The 19,461-nt window shown below is 63.9% G+C and carries 16 protein-coding genes; 6 read left to right on the plus strand and 10 right to left on the minus strand.

Annotation, left to right across the window (positions count from 1 at the left end; translation table 11 throughout):
- Window positions 1-65: 65 nt before the first annotated feature.
- From KMZ68_RS24160 to KMZ68_RS24185, 6 genes are all read right to left on the minus strand, one after another.
- Entirely contained in the window at window positions 66-1,265 is a 1,200-nt protein-coding gene (locus KMZ68_RS24160; protein WP_215613621.1) for an ABC transporter substrate-binding protein, read from the minus strand.
- An 88-nt stretch (window positions 1,266-1,353) separates the two neighbouring features.
- The gene (locus KMZ68_RS24165; protein WP_215613622.1) at window positions 1,354-3,192 is read right to left on the minus strand and encodes an AMP-dependent synthetase/ligase; all 1,839 of its coding nucleotides are present in this window, start codon (window positions 3,190-3,192) and stop codon (window positions 1,354-1,356) included.
- A gap of 155 nt (window positions 3,193-3,347) precedes the next feature.
- Window positions 3,348-4,127: an ABC transporter ATP-binding protein gene (locus tag KMZ68_RS24170; protein ID WP_215603832.1), complete on the minus strand. Its 780-nt coding sequence runs from the start codon at window positions 4,125-4,127 to the stop codon at window positions 3,348-3,350.
- Window positions 4,128-4,138: 11 nt separating this feature from the next.
- Window positions 4,139-4,897, minus strand: a complete 759-nt coding sequence (locus KMZ68_RS24175; RefSeq protein ID WP_215603833.1) for an ABC transporter ATP-binding protein — start codon at window positions 4,895-4,897, stop codon at window positions 4,139-4,141.
- Window positions 4,894-6,045 (minus strand): branched-chain amino acid ABC transporter permease, encoded by a 1,152-nt coding sequence (locus KMZ68_RS24180; protein WP_215613623.1) that lies wholly within the window; start codon window positions 6,043-6,045, stop codon window positions 4,894-4,896. Before KMZ68_RS24180 ends, KMZ68_RS24175 begins: the two co-directional genes overlap by 4 nt.
- 10 nt (window positions 6,046-6,055) lie before the next feature.
- Window positions 6,056-6,931: a branched-chain amino acid ABC transporter permease gene (locus tag KMZ68_RS24185; protein WP_215603835.1), complete on the minus strand. Its 876-nt coding sequence runs from the start codon at window positions 6,929-6,931 to the stop codon at window positions 6,056-6,058.
- A gap of 300 nt (window positions 6,932-7,231) precedes the next feature.
- On the opposite strand from KMZ68_RS24185, the gene KMZ68_RS24190 reads away from it, so the two are divergent.
- The 4 genes from KMZ68_RS24190 to KMZ68_RS24205 all read left to right on the plus strand — a co-directional run bounded on the left by KMZ68_RS24190 (window position 7,232) and on the right by KMZ68_RS24205 (window position 10,242).
- Window positions 7,232-7,984 (plus strand): ABC transporter ATP-binding protein, encoded by a 753-nt coding sequence (locus KMZ68_RS24190; RefSeq protein WP_215613624.1) that lies wholly within the window; start codon window positions 7,232-7,234, stop codon window positions 7,982-7,984.
- Window positions 7,981-9,507: a permease gene (locus KMZ68_RS24195; RefSeq protein ID WP_215613625.1), complete on the plus strand. Its 1,527-nt coding sequence runs from the start codon at window positions 7,981-7,983 to the stop codon at window positions 9,505-9,507. Before KMZ68_RS24190 ends, KMZ68_RS24195 begins: the two co-directional genes overlap by 4 nt.
- A gap of 88 nt (window positions 9,508-9,595) precedes the next feature.
- Complete coding sequence (locus KMZ68_RS24200; protein WP_215613626.1) at window positions 9,596-9,850, plus strand: AbrB/MazE/SpoVT family DNA-binding domain-containing protein; 255 nt, start codon at window positions 9,596-9,598, stop codon at window positions 9,848-9,850.
- A complete protein-coding gene (locus KMZ68_RS24205) occupies window positions 9,847-10,242 on the plus strand; it encodes a type II toxin-antitoxin system VapC family toxin (RefSeq protein WP_215613627.1) in 396 nt (131 codons plus the stop codon). The genes KMZ68_RS24200 and KMZ68_RS24205 overlap by 4 nt, the downstream gene beginning before the upstream one ends.
- A gap of 28 nt (window positions 10,243-10,270) precedes the next feature.
- Here KMZ68_RS24205 and KMZ68_RS24210 read toward each other — a convergent pair whose 3' ends face one another.
- Entirely contained in the window at window positions 10,271-11,194 is a 924-nt protein-coding gene (locus KMZ68_RS24210; RefSeq protein ID WP_249779463.1) for an alpha/beta fold hydrolase, read from the minus strand.
- A 286-nt stretch (window positions 11,195-11,480) separates the two neighbouring features.
- Between KMZ68_RS24210 and KMZ68_RS24215 the strand changes: the two genes are divergently transcribed.
- Window positions 11,481-12,242 (plus strand): MBL fold metallo-hydrolase, encoded by a 762-nt coding sequence (locus KMZ68_RS24215; protein ID WP_215613629.1) that lies wholly within the window; start codon window positions 11,481-11,483, stop codon window positions 12,240-12,242.
- Window positions 12,243-12,265: 23 nt separating this feature from the next.
- The gene (locus tag KMZ68_RS24220; RefSeq protein WP_215613630.1) at window positions 12,266-13,318 is read left to right on the plus strand and encodes an amidohydrolase family protein; all 1,053 of its coding nucleotides are present in this window, start codon (window positions 12,266-12,268) and stop codon (window positions 13,316-13,318) included.
- Between the two features lie 78 nt (window positions 13,319-13,396).
- Here KMZ68_RS24220 and KMZ68_RS24225 read toward each other — a convergent pair whose 3' ends face one another.
- The 3 genes from KMZ68_RS24225 to KMZ68_RS24235 form a co-directional block, all read right to left on the minus strand.
- On the minus strand, window positions 13,397-15,349 hold the full coding sequence (locus tag KMZ68_RS24225; protein WP_215613631.1) for a DEAD/DEAH box helicase: 1,953 nt from the start codon (window positions 15,347-15,349) through the stop codon (window positions 13,397-13,399).
- Between the two features lie 281 nt (window positions 15,350-15,630).
- Window positions 15,631-16,887, minus strand: coding sequence for an aminopeptidase (locus tag KMZ68_RS24230; protein WP_215613632.1), 1,257 nt, complete (start codon window positions 16,885-16,887; stop codon window positions 15,631-15,633).
- A 1,142-nt stretch (window positions 16,888-18,029) separates the two neighbouring features.
- Window positions 18,030-19,394, minus strand: a complete 1,365-nt coding sequence (locus KMZ68_RS24235) for a class-II fumarase/aspartase family protein (RefSeq protein ID WP_215613633.1) — start codon at window positions 19,392-19,394, stop codon at window positions 18,030-18,032.
- Between the last annotated feature and the right edge of the window lie 67 nt (window positions 19,395-19,461).

The raw sequence follows: 19,461 nt of genomic DNA on the forward strand, positions 1-19,461 counted from the left end.
AAAGCAAAACAGAAGGGCTGCGCGAGACCATCGCGCAGCCCTTGGTCGTTAGAGCGAGGCTACTCTCAGAACATCAGGCCTTCCTTCACCAGCACCCAGCGGCCGTTCTTGATCTGCTGGACCTGCGTGATGGTGTTGGCGAGATGGTTGGTCTTGGAGAACTTGGTCGGCGGCGAATTGAAGATATCCTTGAACTGGTCGCCGGACTCCAGCGCATCGAGCATTTTCTGGCCGGTCAGATCCTTGCCGGCCTTGTTCGCATAGTGCGCGAACGTCGTCACCGTATTGTAACCGATAATGGCCTGGGTGTTGGCGTCGGTGCCGAACATCTTCTTGTAGTTGGTGAGCCAGTCCTTCACTTTTCCCTTCGCGGTGTCTTCGTAGGGAATCTCGAAGCCTGACGCGGCATAGAGACCTTCCACCGCTTCCTTGCCGAGCGCCGGCACTTCAAGCACGTTGGTGGGCGTGGCGCCGAGGAAGGTGACGTCCCACCCGAGCTTCTTGGCTTCGCCCATCGCGCCGATGGTCTCGCGGATCACCGTGCCGAGCACGACCAGATCGCAGCCGTCGGCTTTCATCTTGGCGACCTGCGCGCTGAAGTCGGATACGCCGCGCTTGTAGCTGGTGACCGAGGCCGGCGTCAGCTTCATCGCGGCGACCTGCTGGGTGAAGCCGTCGAGCACGTTTTTGCCGTACTCGTCGTCCTGATGCATGATGCAGGGCTTCTTGAAATTCTTGCCCTCGATCATGTATTTGACCGCCGCGCGGGTGCTCTCGACATAGGGCAGGAGGTTGTTGAACTTCAGCCGTTCCTGCGGCTTGGCCGGATCGAACTTGAAGGTGAATTCGGCAGCCGTCAGCGGGAACAACTGCAGCACCCCGGCATCGAACAGGACATCCTGCGAGGCCAGCACGGTCGGCGATCCCATCGGGCCGACCATCGCGAAGATCTTGTCGCGCTCGACCATCTTCTGCGACGCCAGCACGGCGCGCTTCGGATCGTAGCCCGAGTCCTCGAGGATCAGCTTGATCTTGCGGCCGTTGATGCCGCCGGCGGCATTGATTTCCTCGACCGCCATTTTCATGCCGTTGGAAACCGGCACGCCCCAGACCTTGATCGGGCCGGACAGGTCCTGGTGGGTCCCGATGACGATCTCGGTCGCCGAGATGCCTTCATTGGTGACTTTGGTCTGGGCTGCGGCCGGCAGGTGGGTCAGCGCGAGGGCGCCCACCGCAAGGCCCAGCGCCTTGAACGATTTCGACATTGCAGTCTCCTCTTGGTTTGGCCCGTGTTGAGCGAAGGGTGGGGCCTTTGAATCCTTCGCCGTTTTCGATTGTTGGTCTGCTCGTTGCCTACGCGACCGCCCGCTGGCCATACATGGCTTCGATCTCGCTCGCGTAACGCTTGTTCACGAAACTGCGCTTCAGCTTCATGGTCGGTGTCAATTCCTCGTCCTCGGGCGTCAGCTGGCGCTCGATCAGGAAGAATTTCTTGATGGTTTCGACCCGCGCGAAATTGACGTTCACCGCCTCGATCTCGCGCTGGATCAGATCCTGGATTTCCGGCGCCCGGCACAGGCTCGCATAATTGGTGAAGGGAATATCGTGGTCCTGGGCGTATTTTTCGACGTTCTCCTGGTCGATCATGATCAGGCAGGTCAGGAACGGCCGTTTGTCGCCGATCACCACGGCGTCGGAGACATAGGGCGAGAATTTGAGCTGGTTCTCGATTTCCGAGGGCGTGATGTTCTTGCCGCCCGAGGTGATGATGATGTCCTTCATCCGGTCGGTGATCTTGATGAAGCCCTCGTTATCGATCGAGCCGACGTCGCCGGTGTGCAGCCACCCCTTGGTGTCGATGGTCTCGGCGGTCTTCTCCGGCTGATTGAGGTAGCCCATGAACAAATAGTCGCCCTTGATCAGGATTTCGCCTTCCGGCGAGATCTTGACCTCGCCCCAGGGCGCGGCCTTGCCGACCGAGCCGAGCTTGACGCGCTCCGCCGGCATCACGGTGGCCACGCCGCAGTTTTCGGTCTGGCCATAGACTTCGCGCATGTCGATGCCGAGCGCGAGGTACCAGCGGATCAGATCCGGCGAGATCGGCGCCGCTCCGGTGAAGGCCAGCCGGCAGCGATCCAGCCCCAGCATGCGGCGGATGTTGCGGAACACCAGCCAGTAGGCCGCCTGATTGGCGAGCCGCAACGACAACGGAGCCGCATCGCCCTGCAGCTTGTATTCGGTCTGGCGATAGCCCACCGCCAGCGCCTGGCGGTACATCCAGTTCTGGAACGGGGTGGCGTCCTTCAGCGCGATCGTGATGCCGGAATAGAATTTCTCCCAGACCCGCGGCACCGCCAGAAACGCGGTGGGCTGCACTTCGCGCAAATTGTCCGGCACCGTCTCCGGGCTTTCGGCGAAGTTCATCACCGATCCCAGCGCCAGCGAGATGTAATAGCCGCCGATCCGCTCGGCGACGTGGCAGAGCGGCAGGAACACCAGCCGCTCTTCGCTGTCGGTGGACGGAAACAGATCGTTGGCGTGACGCATCTGATGGGTGACGCCGCGGTTGGAATGCATGGCGCCCTTGGGTGGGCCGGTGGTGCCGGAGGTGTAGACCAGGATGGCGAGATCGTCGGCGCCGCGGCTTCCGACCATCTCGTCCCACAGCGTTTCGTGGTCCTGGATGTGATTGCTGCCGAGCGCCATGAACTCGGCGAGCGACATCACCATCGGATCGATGAAGCCGCTCAGGCCCTCCATGTCGAACACGACGATCTTCTCGAGGGTCGGACAGCGCGCGCGGCACGCCAGGATCTTGTCGAGCTGCTCCTCGTCCTCGGCGAAGATGACCTTGGTACGGGAATCGTTGATGAGATATTCGACCTGGACCGAGGAATCGGTCGGATAGATGCCCGAAGAAACACCGCCGGCACACAGGATGCCCATGTCGGCGTAAACCCATTCCGGCACCGCGTTGGCGATGATCGAGGCAACGTCTCCCGGCCGGAAGCCGACGGCATGCAGCCCGTAGGCGATTTCCCTGGAAATCTCCAGCCACTGGCGCCAGCTGGTCGGCTGCCAGATACCGAACTTCTTCTCGCGGATCGCCGGCCGGTCGCCGCGTTTTTCCACGGCCTGCAGAAAGCTCCTCGCGATCGTGTCCGCCACAGTCAGCACTGCGGGTCTGGCCATCATTCGTTCCCTCCGCCTCTCGGCGCCGCCTTCGGACGCCGGCTTTGACAGCCGGTCTTTTCGCAAGGCAGCTCCATATTTAACGCCAAAACCGGCGCAAACGCCAAGTCTTCCTTGAAGTCTTTCTTGAAGTCTTCCTTGGCCTCAAGTCCCTCTCAACGCCACGTTTTCTTCTTTTTCCAACGCCGTTCGCCCCGCGCACCCTCTTCCTTGGCGCCGAGATAGAATTCCTGGATGTCCTTGGAATGCATCAGCCGCTCGCAGCTGTCGTTCATGACGACCCGGCCGATCTCCAGTACGTAGCCGTAATGCGCCGTCTCCAGCGCGATCTTGGCGTTCTGCTCGACCAGCAGGATCGACATGCCCTGCTCCTCGTTGACCCGCTTGATGATCGTGAAGATCTCCTTGACCAGGATCGGCGACAGGCCAAGCGAGGGCTCGTCGAGCAGCAGCAGCGTCGGACGGTTCATCAGGGCGCGTCCGATCGCGAGCATCTGCTGCTCGCCGCCCGAAAGCTGCCCGGCCGGCTGGTTGATCCGTTCCCGCAGCCGCGGGAAATAGCCGTAGACCCGCTCCAGATCCTCGGCGACCGCCTCGCGGTCGCTGCGCGGATAGGCGCCCATCATCAGGTTCTCGCGCACGCTCAGGAACGGAAACACTTCGCGCCCCTCGGGCACATGACTGAGGCCGAGCCGCACGATCTTGTCGGCCTCCATGCGCTGGATCGGCTTACCGAGAAATTCGATCGAGCCCTTCTGCGGATCGAGAATGCCGGAAATGGTCTTGAGCACCGTGGTCTTGCCGGCGCCGTTGGCGCCGAGCAGGGTGACGATCTGGCCGCGCGGCACCTCGATGCTGATGCCGCGGATGGCCATGATCGGCCCGTAATAGCTCTCGATATTGCTGAGCTTCAGGATGATGTCGGGAGTGCTCATGGCATCATCCTCTAGGCGCCGAGATAGGCGGCAACGACGTCGGGATGACGCTGCACCTCGGCCGGCGATCCCATCGCCAGCACCTTGCCGTAGTTCAGTGCGATCACACGGTCGGAGACGCGGTTCACCAGCGTCATGTCGTGTTCAACCATCAGCACGGTGACGCCGAGTTCGGTCTTCATGTCCCGGATCCAGAACGACATGTCGTCGGTTTCCTCGACGTTCAAACCGGACGATGGCTCGTCGAGCAGGATCAGCTTCGGCTCGCTGCATAGCGCCCGCGCCAGTTCGATCACCTTGCGCACGCCATAGGGCAGCCCCGAGATCAGCTTGTCGCGGTATGGCTCGAGATCGAGAAATTCGATCACCTGCTCGACGCGGCGGCGATGGATTTTCTCGTTGCTGCGCACGCTCGGCAGAAACAGGAATTCCTGCCAGAGCTGGGTGGTGGAATGCCGGTGCCGGCCGACCAGGAGGTTGTTCAGGACGGTGGCATTCTCGAACAGTTCGATGTTCTGGAAGGTGCGGGCGATGCCGAGCTTGGCGATGCCGAACGCGGGCTCCTCGGTGATATCCTGATCCTCGAAGAAGATCTTTCCCGAGGTCGGGGGATAGATCCGCGATATCAGGTTGAAGATCGAACTCTTGCCGGCCCCGTTGGGACCGATGATGGAAAGAATCTCGCCTTTCTCCACCGCGAAGGAGACGGCGTCGACGGCCTTCAGGCCGCCGAAATGCAGCGACAGGTTTTCGGCGCGGAAATAGCTCATCGGTTACGCTCCGATTTCACGTAGATCTTCTGCCGCTTGAAGGTGGCGCGCTTGTAGAGCGGGAACAGCTGAAAGAAGAGCTTGATCTTCAGCCAGCGCCCGTAGAGGCCGAGCGGCTCGAACAGCACGAAAAGCACGATGATCACCCCGTAGATCGCGCCCTTCAACCCGTTCGCCGAGGCGAAGGCGGCGACGCTGCTCTTGACGGCCGCGGCGCGCTCGGCGCCGGCGCCCAGCGTCGCGGCGACGCCGGAGATCATGCCGGGCACGTCGTCCTTGAGGTAGGTCAGGAACGGATCGATCATGACGATGAAGATCGCGCCCAGCACCGCGCCGTGCAGGCTGAAGGTGCCGCCGATCAGGATCACGATGATGAACTCGATCGAGAGCTGCAGCGTGAACATTTCCGGGCTGATGAAGGACAGCTTGTGGGCGAACAGGCAGCCGGCAAACCCGGTGATGGCGGCCGAGATCGCAAACGACTTGACCTTGTAGAGCGAGACGTTGACGCCCATGGATCTCGCCGCGGTCTCGCTGTCGCGGATCGCGACGAAGGCGCGCCCCGTCGGCGAGCGCAACAGGTTGAGCGTACCCACGATGGTCAGGACCAGCACACCCAGGCACAGGAAATAGAAGGCCGGGCTGTCGCGCGACACTGATGTGCCGAGCAGCTGGATCGCCTTGACGCGCATGCCCTCGTTGCCGTTGGTCACGGTTTCCCACCGCGCCAGGATCTCCTCGACGATGAAGGCGAAGGAAATCGTCGCGATCACGAGATAGATGCCCTGCAGCCGCAGTGCCGGGAATCCGACCATCGCGCCGATCACGCCGGTCAGCAGTCCGGCGGCCAGGAAATATACCGGGAACGGGACGTTGAACTGCTGCAGATAGGCCGCGGTATAGGCGCCGATGGCGAGAAAGGCGGCATGGCCGAGCGAGGCCTGCCCGGTGAATCCGGTCAGGATCATCAGCCCGACGCCGACGGTGGCATAGATGCAGACGAAAACCAGCTGGCTGACGATGTAACTGGAGAGAACGAACGGTGCGACCATCAGGAACGCGAGCAGGACGCCGTAGGTGACCATGTAGCCCGAGTGCGGAAACAGCTTTATGTCGTCTTCATAGTCGGTCTTGAACATGAAACGCATGGCTGGCCCCTCAAACCTTCTTGCGCACGTGATGGCCGAACAGGCCTTCGGGCTTGAGCAGCAACACCGCCAGCAGAACGACGTAGGGCGCGACGTCCTTCCATCCCTGCGGCAGATAGAAGCCGGCCATGCTTTCGATAACGCCGATCAGCACGCCGCCGACCACCGCCCCCGGTATCGAGCCGAAGCCGCCGAGCACGGCAGCCGGAAACGCCTTCAATCCCAGCACCAGACCGACATTGGAGTGGATGAAGGTGATCGGCGCCAGCAGCACGCCGGCGCAGGTCGCGACCGCCGCCGATATCGCCCACACGATCGACACCACGCGCTTGACCGGGATGCCCATGTAGTAGGCGGCCAGCATGTTCTCCGAACTCGCCCGCATTGCGGTGCCGAGCGTGGTCCGGTTGAAGAACAGATAGAGCAGTGCGCAAAGAATGATGGTCGCCGCGATCACCGAGAGCTTGTCATAGGCCAGCACCAGAGAGCCGATTCGCAACACGCCCTGGCTGAACGGCGTCTCGATCTTGAGATCGTCGGTGCCCCAGATGATGCCGGCGACGGAGCGCAGGAAATATCCGAGCCCGATCGTCGCCATGATGATGGAAAACTGCGGATAACCGAGGATCGGGCGCACCACGACGCGCTCCGCCAGCATGCCGAACAGCGCCATTGCCGCGACCGCGCCGGCAAATCCGATCCAGTAATTGAGTCCGAGAATGCCGATGAAGGTGAAGGCGAAGAATCCGCCCAGCATCATCAGGTCGCCCTGCGCGAAGTTCACGACCTCGGTAGCCTTGTATACAAGGACGAAGCCGAGCGCGATTAGGCCGTAAACGCAGCCGAGCGCAATACCGCTCACCAACTGCTGAACGAAGTCCAGCATTGCCGATTTCCCTCCCCCGATGCGCGGCGACTCTATCGATCGCCTTTGTCGCATCTTGTGTCTAGTCGCTGCCCCGGCGCCGCCTGTGGCGAAGCACTCACGAACAACTGGCGGTTATACAGCCCAAAGCAGCGAGCCCTGTCAACTTAGCGCTGGTTGCCCTCCCAAGGCCGGGTTGCGGACAAATGCCGCAGCTTTGGGCAACCTTGCGCATCGGCGGGATTTGCCGCCCCGGATTCACCGCGCCGAAAGTTCTTGGGTCCATGGTTCGCATCCCATTCAACGGCCGGAACTTGCGACATGAAGCCCGATGAATCCGCGCTGGAGTTACGAGGGTTAACGAAGCGTTTTGACCGCGTGGCGGTCGATGCACTCGATCTGACCGTCCGGTCAGGCGAATTCTATGCGCTGCTCGGGCCCAATGGCGCCGGCAAGACCACGACGCTGCGCATGGTGGCCGGCCTGCTCAGGCCGGACGCCGGCTCGGTGTCGGTACTCGGCATCGACGCGCTGGCCGATCCGGTCGCAGCCAAGCAGGTCACCGCATGGGTTTCGGACGAACCGATGATCTATGACAAGCTGACCCCGCTGGAATATCTCGAATTCGTCGCCGGGCTCTGGGGCATCGCGCCTGCGGTTTCGGAACCGTCGGCGCGCAATCTCCTGGTCTCGCTCGGCCTGGAACCGCATCTGCACGAACGTTGCGAGGGATTCTCCAAGGGCATGCGCCAGAAGGTGGCGCTGGCCGGGGCATTGGTCCACGATCCGCGCCTGATCATCCTCGATGAACCGCTCACCGGCCTCGACGCCGTCTCGGCGCGTCACGTCAAGGGCCTGCTCGGCGAACGGGTGCGTTCCGGCTGCACCGTGATCATGACCACGCATATCCTGGAAGTCGCCGAACGGATGGCCGACCGGATCGGCGTCATCGCATCCGGACGGCTGGTCGCCGAAGGCACGCTTACCGAACTGCGCCAGCAGAACGGGCGCAACGACACCAGCCTCGAGGACATGTTCATCGCGCTGGTCGATACCGAGGCCGCTGCCGCATGAGTTCGTCAGCGGACCTGACGTGGTTTGCCCGGCATGAAATAAGGCTGGCGTGGCGCGAGGGGCTGGCGATGCTCACCGCCGGCCGCAAGGGGCGAAAACGCACCGCGATCATCGGGCTGATCGTGTTTGCCGCGATCATGCACCTTCCGGCTTACGCCGTGATCGGCCGGTTCGCCGACCTGCGGGAGCCGCTGGATAAATCCACCCTGATCGTCATCACCGCGACCATATTGCTGGCTTGGGCCCTGATGCTGTCGCAGGCGATCGAATCGGTGACGCGGGTGTTCTACGCACGCGCCGATCTCGATCTGATCATGTCGTCGCCGGTAGCCCTCGCCAACGTGTTTTCGGTTCGTATCGCCGCGATCGCGCTGTCGGTGATTGCGATGGCGCTGTTGCTGTCGACGCCCTTTGTCGACGTTCTCGTGATCGGCGGCGGCTGGCGCTGGCTTTCCGCCTTCGGCGTCGTCGCAGCCATCGGGCTTACGGCGGCGGCGGTTGCGATCGCCGTCACCATCATTTTGTTTCGGCTGATCGGACCAAGCCGCACGCGGCTGGTCGCACAAATTCTCGCCGCCGTGATCGGCGCCGGCTTCGTCATCGCGCTGCAGGTCGCAGCTATCCTGTCCTACGGCACGCTGTCGCGGTTCGCGGTGCTGACTTCGGATGCTGCGGCTGCCTTTGCGCCCGGCCTCGACAGCATCGCCTGGTGGCCGGCGCGCGCCGCGCTCGGCGACGGCGAGGCGCTATTGTGTCTTCTGGCCGGCGGCCTCGTCCTGCTCGGCGCCGTGATGGCGATCTTCTCGCCGCGCTTCGCCGACACCGTCGTCAGCGCCGCGGCCAATGCCGCAACGACCCGTCAAGGTCCCCGCACCAAAGCGTTTCGCGCCGGCTCGCGGCAGCAGGCGCTGCGCTGGAAGGAATTCGTGCTGCTGAAGCGCGATCCGTGGCTGGTGTCGCAGAGCCTGATGCAACTGCTCTATCTGGTGCCGCCGGCGCTGCTGCTGTGGCGAAGCTTTGCCGACAGTTCCGCCGCCATCGTGCTGATCACGCCCGTGATCGTCATGGCCGCGGGACAACTCGCAGGCGGTCTCGCCTGGCTGACGATATCCGGCGAGGACGCCGCGGATCTGGTGGCAACGGCGCCGCTGCCGGCTTCGCGCGTGACCCGCGCCAAGATCGAAGTGGTGCTGATCGTGATCGCCGTCATCTTCGCGCCGCTGGTTGCGGCCCTTGCCTTTACCGCGCCGTGGCAGGCGGCGGTCACCGCGCTTGGCGTTATCATCGCATCCGCATCGGCCACCGCGATCCAGCTCTGGTTCCGGGTGCAGGCCCGGCGCAGCCAGTTCCGCCGCCGCCAGACCTCGTCGCGGTTTGCGACCTTCGCGGAGGCGTTTTCCTCGATCGGATGGGCCGCGACCGCAGCATTGGCGCTGGCGATCCCGATCGCCGGCTTGGTCAGTGGCCTGATGACCGCGGCCATCGTCGCCGCGACCTGGAGGATCAGCCCGCGGCGGGAGTAGGACAGCCCTCCGGCTGAGGTCCCTGGGCTTACGTCCTTGAAAGTAAGGCTTTTATGCCTTACATTCACGGCCTTACGATGAGGCTTCCATGAGCACGCTTACGGTTACTGCCAAAGGTCAGGTCACGCTGCGCAAGGATTTGCTGGAACATCTGGGTGTTCATCCCGGTGAAAAAATTTCCGTAGACAAGCTCCCTGACGGACGGATCGAGGTGAAAGCGGCCCGGCCGACAGGCAAAATCTCAGATCTCTTCGGCAGCTTGAAAGCGAAGAGAAAAGGCCGATCCCTGTCGATCGAGGAGATGAATGAGATCATCGCCCGAGGCTGGGCTGGTAAGCGATGAAGATCACTGCCGATACCAACGTGCTGGTACGGGCGTTGACCGAAGATCACGCCGAGCAAAGCAAGGCAGCCCAGATTGCCCTGAGCAAAGCCGATATAGTCGCACTGACGATACCTACGCTTTGTGAACTGGTCTGGGTGTTGCGAAGCTACAGGATCCGATCGAGCGACATCGCAGGGACGCTTCGAGGTCTGCTGAACGGGGCGAACATTGTGGCGAATCGACCGGCGGCAGAAGCCGGACTGGCGATGCTGGATGCGGGTGGTGATTTTGCCGACGGCGTTATCGCTTACGAAGGAAACTGGCTGGGCGCTGACATTTTTGTCTCGTTCGACAAGAACGCCGTCAGGCTGATCGAAGCGCAAGGTAGATCAACCCAACTGCTGTCGTAGGCAGTCGGCGCGCTACTGCTTCTCGACACTAAGCACCGATCAGCTCCATCACCGCGGCCGCGAAGGCTTCGGGTTCTTCCTGCGGCAGGTTATGTCCCGCGCGCGAGATGACGCGGTGGCTGCGCGGGCCGGTGAACTTCGCCGCGCTCGCGCTGCCGTCGGTCGCGGGAGCGACGCCGTCGCCTTCTCCATCCAGCGTGATGGCCGGCACCGAAATCGCAGGCAGCGCCGCCAGCCGGCGTTGCATATCGGCATAATGCGGATCGCCATCGGCGAGACCAAAACGATGGCGATAGCTGTGAATCACGACATCGACGTAATCGGGATTGTCGAACGCGGCCGCCGACCGCTCGAAGGTGGCATCATCGAAGCGCCAGTTCGGTGACCATTGCTGCCACAGGATCCTCGCGATCTCGCGCCGGTTGGCGGCAAGCCCGGCCCGGCCGCGCTCGAGCTGGAAATAATATTGATACCAGAGCGCAACCTCGCGCTCCGGCCTCATGGGAACCATGGCCCGGGCGATGTTCTGAATATTGTAGCTGTTGACCGAGACGAGGCCGATGCAGCGGTCCGGCCACAGCGCAGCGCCCACGCAGGCGGCGCGCCCGCCCCAGTCATAGCCGGCGAACACGGCGCGCCTAATGCCGAGCGCGTCCATCAGCGCGATCAGGTCGGCGCCAAGAGCGGCCTGCTCTCCGGAGCGCGGCGTCGATGGGTCGCGAAAACGGGTCGGCCCGTAGCCGCGCAGATAGGGAACGATGGTGCGGCAGCCCTTTGCGGCCAGCTGAGGCGCGACATCGACATAGGAATGGATGTCGTAGGGGAAGCCGTGCAGCAGCATCACCACCGGGCCGTCGGCAGGCCCCGCCTCAAAGTAAGCAATATCGAGAACACCGGCATCGATGTGATGCAGCGGCTCCAACCGCCGGGAAGAGGATGCGCGTGGCAACATGAACTCCTTGGCTGCAACTCCCGTTGCGGCGCGCCGGCGCGCGTTTCGTCCGGGCTTCGCCATCCGGGTAGCTTAATCGCTTAACCGGCGCTGCGGCCAATCGGAAAACGCCAATGCGCATGCGAGAATTCCGGCGGGCGGCAATTCAGCCGAGACATCTGGTTCCCGTCTCTTGTTCCAGCTCCCGCCGCCGCCCGCATCAGCGGCCGATGTGGATGCCGCCATGACGGCTGCCGGATTCGGCGATACAGTGCCGTTCCGGGCCCCCCTCGAGACAGGTCTTGCCATGTTGCGATCCTTCCCTGTCGTCTTCGCCATACTGGGTTCGCTGCTGGCGCCGGCTGCCGCCCAGCAACCCCTGCGCAGCGAATGCCTGGCGATGGCCAATGCGCCGCCGCGCGCCACGCCGGTCAGTCTTCGCCGGATCGCGGCCAAGGCCGAAGAGGTCGCCATCACCTATGCCGGCCATTCGACCTACTACATCGAGACACCAGGCGGCGTGCGGATCGCGACCGACTACAGCGGCGCCTACCGGACCGGCCGCTTGCCCGACGTCGTCACCATGAACCGCGCCCACAGCACGCATTATTCGCTGTTTCCCGACCGCGGCATCCCGCATGTGCTGCACGGCTGGGGCGATGACGGCAAGCCAGCCTATGTCTCGCAACGCATCGGCGACGTCTATATCCGCAACGTGACGACCGACATCCGCCGCTATTACAGCGACGATTCCAGCGGCGAGATGATCCGGGACGGCAACTCGATCTTCATTTTCGAGGTCGCCGGCCTGTGCATCGGCCATCTCGGCCACCTCCACCACAAGCTCGACGACAGCCATTTCGCCGCGATCGGCCGGCTCGACATCGTGATGGTGCCGATCGACGGCAGCTATACCATGTCGCTCGACGGCATCTCCGACATCACGCGGCGGCTGCGCGCCTCCGTGGTGCTGCCGATGCACCGCTTCATGACCCCGCTCGACGACTTCATGCGCCGGATCGGCCAGCAGTTCGGGTTTGACGCGCCCCGCTTCGAACGATTTCCATAACAACAAAAACCGGGAGTGAAATGATGGCCGCCAGCACCGCGCCCGCCTCGAAGAGCGGGCTGTTTGCCGATCCGCGCGAAGACTGGCTCGCGCAGCACACCGAGGAAGTCATCGACCCCCGGCGTCCGATCGTCGATCCGCACCATCATCTGTGGGACCGCGGCGGGTTGCGTTACATGCTGGAGGACATGGCGGCCGACATCGCCTCCGGCCACAACGTCGTCGCGACCGTCTATGTCGATTGCCGCTCGATGTACCGCGCCTCCGGCCCGGAGGCGTTTCGCCCGATCGGCGAGGTTGAATTCGCCAACGGCGTCGCGGCGATGAGCGCCAGCGGCGGCTTTGGTCCCGCCGCGATCTGCGCCGGCATCGTCAGCCACGCCAACCTGCTGCTTGGCGACGGCGCCAAGCCGGTGCTGGAGGCGGAAATCGCCGCCGGCAACGGCCGCTTCCGCGGCATCCGCCATTCCTCGGCGTGGGATGCGGAGCTTGAGGTCGCCGGCATGTACGCCAATCGCCCGAAAGGCCTGCTGCTCGATTCCACCTTCCGCAAGGGATTTGCCTGTCTGGCGCCGCTGGGCCTGAGTTTCGACGCCTGGCTGTTTCATCCGCAGATCTCCGAGCTGACCGATCTCGCCCGAGCCTTTCCCGACACCAGGATCGTGCTCGATCATTGCGGCGGGCCGGTCGGCGTCGGCCGTTTTGCCGGCAAGCGCGAGGAGACCTTTCCGGCGTGGAAGGCCTCGATCCGGGAAATCGCGAAATGCCCGAACGTCTCGGTCAAGCTCGGCGGCCTCGCGATGTGCCTGCTCGGCTATGACTTTCACCTGCGGCCGAAGCCGCCGTCGTCGGAGGAGGCCGCCGCGGCCTGGCGTCCCTATATAGAGACGTGCATCGAGGCCTTCGGCCCCGACCGGGCGATGTTCGAGAGCAACTTCCCGCCTGACAAGGGCCAGTGCAGCTATCAGGTGATCTTCAACGCCTTCAAGCGCATCGCCGCCCAATACAGCGAGGCCGAGAAGACTGCACTGTTCTCGAGGACGGCGGCGGAGTTTTACAAACTGAAACTCGGGTGAGCCACGCCTTCGGCGCAGACGCTCGCGCCGCAGTCGCCGGGACGCTTCGGCGACCGTCATCATCAGCCTTCGTGATCATCAGGCTTGGCGATTCTTCTTCTTTTTCTTCTTTCCGAACGCGGCTTTCGCTGCAGGCGCGCCGGTATGCTGCGCCTGTCCGGCATGGGCCGGCCTGTCCCGGTGTCGCTTCTTCTCGAAACCGGGCTCCCTGGCAAATTCCGGCCCGCCCTGGCGATGAGGCTTGCCGTGCGGCTTCGGCTCTCGCTCCTCGCGGGGACGTTCGTTGCGGCGATCGCTGCGACCGCCCTCATGCGCCTCGCGCCGGGGATGCGAAGGCTTTTCCATCGGTGCCTGTGGCGCGCCTGCCAGCGGCTCGATGCGGATGTTGTCTTCCTTGTCGGGGCGCCTGATCATGGCGGCGAAGGATTCCGCGGCCCGTGCGGAAATCTCGAACTCGGTGGTGGTGTCCATGATGCGGATGGCGCCGATGTCCTGCTTGTCGATGCCGCCGCGGCGGCAGATCATCGGCAGCAGCCAGCGCGCTTCCGCGTTCTTCCGCCGGCCGATGGCGGCGCGGAACCACACGCTGCCCTCCGCCATGCCGTGACGCGGCGACGATTTTCCCGGCTTCGGCCGCGGCGCGCCGGCGCGATCCTCGCCTCGCGACGGCGCGCGATCTCTTTCCCGGCCGCGATCGTCACGCGATCGGCCTCCGCCCTGGCCGGGATCGAGTATGTCCTCCGGCGAAGGCAGCCGCGCGCGATAGAGCCGCGCCAGCGCCGCTGCGATATCCTCCGGCGTCCGCTCGGCGAGCATGGCCTGCGCCAGCACCAGGTCCTCGGCGGTGTTCTCCTCCGCGAACAGGGTGTCCTTCAGCATGCGCTCCTGATCGAGCTTGCGGATTTCTTCCGCCGTGGGAGCCGTGCCCCAGACGGCGTCGATGCCTGCGAGATTCAGCAGCAATTCCGCGCGCCGCTTGCGCGCCGGCGGCACCAGCAGCACGCTGACCCCCTTGCGGCCGGCACGGCCGGTGCGGCCGGAACGGTGCTGCATCACCTCCGGGTCGTTCGGCAGGTCGGAGTGAATGACGAGGTCGAGATTCGGCAGGTCGATGCCGCGCGCCGCCACGTCGGTGGCGACGCAGACGCGCGCGCGTCCGTCCCGCAACGCCTGCAACGCTTGGGTTCGCTCGTTCTGCGTCAATTCGCCCGACAGCGCGACCACGGAGAACCCGCGCTCCAGCAGCGTCGCCTGCAGATGCCGCACCGCGTTCCGGGTGTTGCAGAACACCAGCGCGCTCGGCGATTCGAAGAAGCGCAGCACGTTGACGACCGCGTGCTCGACATCGCCCGGGACGATCCGGATGGCGCGGTACTCGATATCGGCATGGCCGCCTTCGTCGCCCGCGACCTCGACGCGAAAGGCGTCGCGTTGATACTGCTTGGCCAGCGCGATGATGCCGCGCGGCAGGGTCGCCGAGAACAGCAGCGTGCGTCGGCTGTCCGGCGTGGTCTTGAGGATGAACTCCATGTCCTCGCGAAAGCCGAGATCGAGCATCTCGTCGGCCTCGTCGAGCACGACGGCCTTCAACTCCGAGACGTCGAGACGGCCGCGCCGCAAGTGATCGCACAACCGGCCGGGCGTGCCGACCACGATGTGGGCGCCGGCGGCCAGCTCGCGCTGCTCGCGGCGCGGATCCATGCCGCCGACGCAGGAAACCACGCGCGCATCGGCATATTGATAGAGCCATGCGAGTTCGCGTTGCACCTGCAAGGCGAGCTCGCGGGTCGGCGCCACGATCAAAGCCAGCGGCGCGGCCGCCCGCTCGAACCGCTCGGCGCCGTCGAGAAGGTTCTCGGCGACGGCGAGCCCATAGGCGACGGTCTTGCCGGAGCCGGTTTGCGCCGAAACCAGCAGGTCGCGGCCGCCGGCCTGGTCCGCCAGCACGGCGGTCTGCACGGCGGTCAGTTGATCATAGTTGCGTTCGGCTAACGCCCGGGCAAGCGGCGGAACTGTGGTCGAAAATGTCACGAGATGAAAAACCTTGGTTGGCGTTCAGCGGGAACGCTGAACGGGGCCTCGAACCCTCAAGGGGTCGAAGCTTGCATGTGGCTGGCAGATGCACAGCCGCGTCGGCGGTGGATTTGATTGAGTTGGGTGTCCTTTAGGCCAAATGCGGCCAAAACGCCATGGCTATGGTTGCATGCGAGATCGGCCGCATTGCCGGGCGCATCGGCGCCGCCGACAACAATTCGGGGCGAAACACGCCCGCTTTGGCATTGGGGCGGCCATTCGCGCCACCCGTTAACCAATCAGGCCCACTCACCCTTCCTGAACACCGGCACCCGCCGGCCGTCGGCGTGGATGCCGTCGATGTCGGTCTGATCCGAGCCGATCATCCAGTCGATATGGATCAGGCTCTTGTTGCCGCCCTGGGCTGCGATCTGCTGCGGCGTCAGCTTGCCGCCGTCGACGAAACACTTCGAATAGCACTGGCCAAGCGCGATGTGGCAGGCGGCGTTCTCGTCGAACAGGGTGTTGAAAAACAGCAACCCGCTTTTCGAGATCGGCGAGGAATGCGGCACCAGCGCCACTTCGCCGAGCCGGCGCGCGCCCTCGTCGGTATCCAGCACCTTGTTGAGCACCTCCGCGCCGCGCGTGGCCCTGGCTTCGACGATGCGGCCTTCCTCGAACCGCACCCCGATGCCGTCAATCAGCGAGCCCTGATAGGACAGCGGCTTGGAACTGACGACATGGCCGCTGACCCGCCGGCAATGCGGCGTGGTGAACACTTCCTCGGTCGGAATGTTGGCGTTGCAGGTGATGCCGTTCTTGGCCGTGGAGGCGCCGCCCTGCCATTCGTGGCCGTCGGCGAGACCGATCGTCAGATCGGTGTCCGGTCCGGAATAATGCAGCGCGCTGAAGCGCTGGCCATTCAGCCATTCGGTGCGCTCGCGAAGCACGGCGTTGTGCTTCTGCCATGCCGCGACGGCGCCATCCTTGTCGACGCGCGAGGCGGCGAAGATGGCGTCGGCGAGTTTGGCCACCGCGACGTCTTCCTCGTCGCCGGGAAACACCTGCCTGGCCCAGGCCGGGCTCGGATAGGCGATGATGTTCCAGTTGATGTCGAAGCCGACGATTTTCTCCAGCGCCGGCTGATAGGCCATCGAATTGGCCTTGCTGGCGCGCGAGACCTTGGCGGGGTCTTCATTCGCCAGCAGCATCGGATTGTCGGCGACGATGGCGAGCCGCGCGGTGTTGGCGACAAACGCCTTCGACATCCCCTCATAGAGCCAGCCGGCAGCGCGATCGAAACTGTCATCCGGCGCGAAGCGGTAGCGCGCCAGCGTGACCTCTTCGTCGGACAGGATCGGCGTCACCAGGCCCGCGCCGGCCTTGTAGGCGTGCTCGGCGATCTTCCGCACCAGCGGCAGCGCCACGCTCGGCGCGGTCAGCAGCAGGTCCTGCCCCGGCTGCAGATTCAAGCCGACCCTGATGGCGACCTCGGCGAGCCGGTCGAGTTTTGCGGGGTCGATCGATGCCGAGATGTTGCGGTCGTGGATGGTCATGGCGGGGCCTCTTGCAGGTGCGAAGTCCTATCTAAACCTGCCATCGCGGGGTGCAATAGCCAACCCGTGAATCGTAGCCCGGCTCTGAATGTGCCCCGGACATTTGCACGATGACGATAAAAATTCATGCCTGATGCGCGCTATTTGATCTCGCATTGGCGGGGACCAATACGTATTTATCAACCAGGTAGGAAATTCGCCCCAAGGACAACTCCGCAAAGGAGCCATCCAATGGCGAACGTGCTAACCTCTGGGGCCTGGCTTTCTGCCCCGACCAGAAAACCCTCATTTTTCGCACGATTGTTGCGCGTCCAGATCGAATCCCGTCAGCGACGGGCTGACCGCGTTGTTGAGCAGTATCTTGCCACCCGCGGGCTCAAATTGACGGATGACGCAGAGCGTCGAATTGAGCGTCTGCTTTCCAAGGCGGGTGAATAGCCATGGTCACACTCATCATCATGCAGGTAGCAACCAGGCTCGCTCGCTTTGAGAAAGAGGTTCGTGAAACCTGGTTCGAAGCTCAGCGACTTCGTCGCATCCTTCGGGGCCCAACCGAGGAGTAGCTAGACCCCGCGCGGGCCCATCCGTTTGATTCCGCGGGACGCTCCGCCCATGCGGCTGATTGGTCTGTCCGGCCGCGTCGATCAGCGCGTGTATATACGCATGAGGACGGTGTCGCCCTAGGTGGAGTGAGCGAAGTCGAACGGCAGTCGACCCTCGTCCGCCGTTCTCACAACGGCGGACATTGCCCGTGACCTCCGCCGGTGGGTTACTCTTGCGGCAGCCGGCTCACCGGCCTTGCCGGCGAGCCAGAAGAACCGCGCCCCGGACCGGCGCTGACCGAATCAGTCTAGCAACGCTGCCCGTTTGACAGACGACACTGGCCGCTACCGGGCTGGCTCTTTGCGTCTGAAGCGGTCTGGGCTTGCGCAAGTGATCCCCCGACGAAAACTGCAAGTGCAAACGCCGCTGCAACCAGAGCCGAAAAACGATTCATGGAATCCTCCTGGTTCAAGAACGCCACCCCCGGCTCGGCGGAGGTGGGTGACAAGGAATGTCGCGCCAACAGTGAGGTCGGCCAGCCGGGGCGTCATCCTCCAAATAGATGAAGACGATCGAAATCGAATGAGGGTCGCACCGCCCTATCCCGGCTTCGCGGCCGCCAGCACCCGGTCCACCATTTCGGGCGCAAGGCCGAGATAATTCTTCGGCGAGGTTAGCCGATCGATCGTCGCGCGGTCGATGCGCCCGGACACCTGCGGGTCGGCCGCCAGCGCGTCGGCGAGCGTCATGCCTTTCTCGCTGGCGAGGCGGCAGGCGTCGTAGACGATATCATGTGCCTGCTGCCGGCCGATCAGGGGCGCCAGTCCCATCATGACGGCTTCGGCGACGATCAGGCCGCGGCTGATGTCGAGATTGTCGGCCATCCGCTTCTCGTCGACGACCAGGCCGGCTAACGCGAACTTCGCCTGATGCAGGGCGCCGGCGGTGAGCACGAAGCTCTCCGGAATGGCCATCCACTCGGCATGCCACGGCCCGGTGGCGCGCTCGAAATCCTGCACCATCGCATCCAGCATCAGCCCGGCATGCTGTCGCACGGCCTTTGACGCCGCCAGCATCAGCTCGGACGAGATCGGGTTGCGCTTCTGCGGCATCGTCGAGGACGCGCCGCGGCCCTTGACGAAGGGCTCGTAGACCTCGGCGAATTCGGTCGAGGCCATGATCATGATGTCGAGCGCGATCTTGCCGAGCGAGCCGGTCACCAGCGCGAGGAAATTCACGGCTTCCGCAAACCCGTCGCGGGCGACGTGCCAGGTGGACACGGGAACGCCGAGACCGAGTTCCTCGCAAAACGCCTGCTGGACTTCCAGCCCCTGGCCGCCGAGCGAAGCCAGGGTGCCGGCGGCGCCGGCGAACTGGCCGACCAGGACGCGCGGCTTCAATTGTTCGAGACGCTCGGCGTGGCGGTCGAACATCGCGAGATAAATCGCGGTCTTGTAGCCGAACGTCACCGGCAGCGCCTGCTGCAGATGGGTGCGGCCCGCCATCGGCGTATCGCGGTAGCGCCTCGACAGGCCGGCGAGGATGCCGCGTAGGGCTGCAATATCCTCCCCGATGATCTTGAGACCCTCGCGCAGTTGCAGCACCACGGCGGTGTCCATGATGTCCTGCGTGGTCGCGCCCCAATGCACGTAGCGGCCGGCCTCGCCGCATTGCTTTGTCATTTGGTGGACCAGCGGCAAAATGGGGTAGCCGACGATATCGGTTTCCTTCCGCAAGGCATCGAAATCGAACGCCGTGACGTCGGTGCGCCTTGCGATTTCCTCCGCGGCCTCGGCCGGGATCACGCCGTAGCGCGCTTCAGCCCTGGCGAGCGCGATCTCGACCTCGGCATAGCGGGAGATCAGGCTGAAATCCGAAAACGCCTCGCGCATGGCAGGGGTGCCGAAGGCGTCGCGGAACAGGATGGAGTCGAGAACGGTGGTGGAGGCCGGGAAGGCGGGCATTTGTATCCTCGTCAAAATCGCGGGTCAGCGGACGACGCTGTGGCACGGCGCTCCGCACAGGCGCGGA

It is taken from the genome of Bradyrhizobium sediminis (assembly GCF_018736105.1).
Taxonomy (GTDB): Bacteria; Pseudomonadota; Alphaproteobacteria; order Rhizobiales; family Xanthobacteraceae; genus Bradyrhizobium.